This window comes from Kitasatospora sp. NPDC051164, assembly GCF_044455625.1.
GTDB lineage: Bacteria > Actinomycetota > Actinomycetes > Streptomycetales > Streptomycetaceae > Kitasatospora.
In genome coordinates, this window is record NZ_JBITFB010000111.1 from 1 (window position 1) to 1,970 (window position 1,970).

The following is a 1,970-nucleotide window of genomic DNA, read 5'->3' on the forward strand; positions in this document are numbered from 1 at the left end:
CCACCGGCTCCACCACGTCCCTTTGTCCGAAGACTCCGGGCCGGCTTCACGGGCTTAGCATCAGAAGGTTCAGCGTTGGCGCTTCAAAGCGGGTACGGGAATATCAACCCGTTGTCCATCGACTACGCCTGTCGGCCTCGCCTTAGGTCCCGACTTACCCTGGGCAGATCAGCTTGACCCAGGAACCCTTGGTCAATCGGCGCAAGAGTTTCCCACTCTTGTATCGCTACTCATGCCTGCATTCTCACTCGTGTACCGTCCACGACTGGTTTCCACCGCCGCTTCACCCGGCACACGACGCTCCCCTACCCATCACAGCAGGCGTTGGCCCTTCATGCTGCAATGACACGACTTCGGTGATGTGCTTGAGCCCCGCTACATTGTCGGCGCGGAATCACTTGACCAGTGAGCTATTACGCACTCTTTCAAGGGTGGCTGCTTCTAAGCCAACCTCCTGGTTGTCTCTGCGACTCCACATCCTTTCCCACTTAGCACACGCTTAGGGACCTTAGTCGGTGTTCTGGGCTGTTTCCCTCTCGACCATGGAGCTTATCCCCCACAGTCTCACTGCCACGCTCTCACTTACCGGCATTCGGAGTTTGGCTAAGGTCAGTAACCCGGTGAGGCCCATCGCCTATCCAGTGCTCTACCTCCGGCAAGAAACACGTGACGCTGCACCTAAATGCATTTCGGGGAGAACCAGCTATCACGGAGTTTGATTGGCCTTTCACCCCTAACCACAGGTCATCCCCCAGGTTTTCAACCCTGGTGGGTTCGGTCCTCCACGAAGTCTTACCTCCGCTTCAACCTGCCCATGGCTAGATCACTCCGCTTCGGGTCTTGGGCATGCAACTCAAACGCCCTATTCGGACTCGCTTTCGCTACGGCTACCCCACACGGGTTAACCTCGCTACACACCGCAAACTCGCAGGCTCATTCTTCAAAAGGCACGCAGTCACGGCCCGCCAGCAAGCTGACGAACGACGCTCCCACGGCTTGTAGGCACACGGTTTCAGGTACTATTTCACTCCGCTCCCGCGGTACTTTTCACCATTCCCTCACGGTACTATCCGCTATCGGTCACCAGGGAATATTTAGGCTTAGCGGGTGGTCCCGCCAGATTCACACGGGATTTCTCGGGCCCCGTGCTACTTGGGTATTCTTCAAGCGAGCCGTACAGATTTCGTCTACGGGGGTCTTACCCTCTACGCCGGACCTTTCGCATGTCCTTCGACTATCCATACGGTTTCTGACTCGCCGACCGGCCGGCAGACCGATCAAGAAAAAACCCACGACCCCGAAACGGCAACCCCTGCCGGGTCTCACACCATTCCGGTTTAGCCTCATCCGGTTTCGCTCGCCACTACTCCCGGAATCACGGTTGTTTTCTCTTCCTGCGGGTACTGAGATGTTTCACTTCCCCGCGTTCCCTCCACACTGCCTATGTGTTCAGCAGCGGGTGACAGCCCATGACGACTGCCGGGTTTCCCCATTCGGAAACCCCCGGATCAAAGCCTGGTTGACGGCTCCCCGGGGACTATCGTGGCCTCCCACGTCCTTCATCGGTTCCTGGTGCCAAGGCATCCACCGTGCGCCCTTAAAAACTTGGCCACAGATGCTCGCGTCCACTGTGCAGTTCTCAAACAACGACCAGTCACACACCCTCAACACTCCGAAGAGCGCCTCGAGTGAGGCCGGCACTGAGACAACGGTCAACCGTTCCCTCAGGACCCAACAACGTGCCCGACACAACCAGAACCCGAATCTCTCTTCCACGCCGAAGCAGTACTAGGAGAACAAGCCCTCGCTGTGCCGAATAGTCAACGTTCCACCCATGAGCGAGCACTCCGGGACATTCGCCCGAAGCTGCTATGTGCTCCTTAGAAAGGAGGTGATCCAGCCGCACCTTCCGGTACGGCTACCTTGTTACGACTTCGTCCCAATCGCTGGTCCCACCTTCGACGGCTCCT

Annotated in this window: 1 rRNA gene; it reads right to left on the reverse strand. The window is 57.7% G+C overall.

The features are described from left to right. Positions 1–1,611, reverse strand: a 23S ribosomal RNA gene (locus ACIBEC_RS47680); the annotation flags it as partial. Between the last annotated feature and the right edge of the window lie 359 nt (positions 1,612–1,970).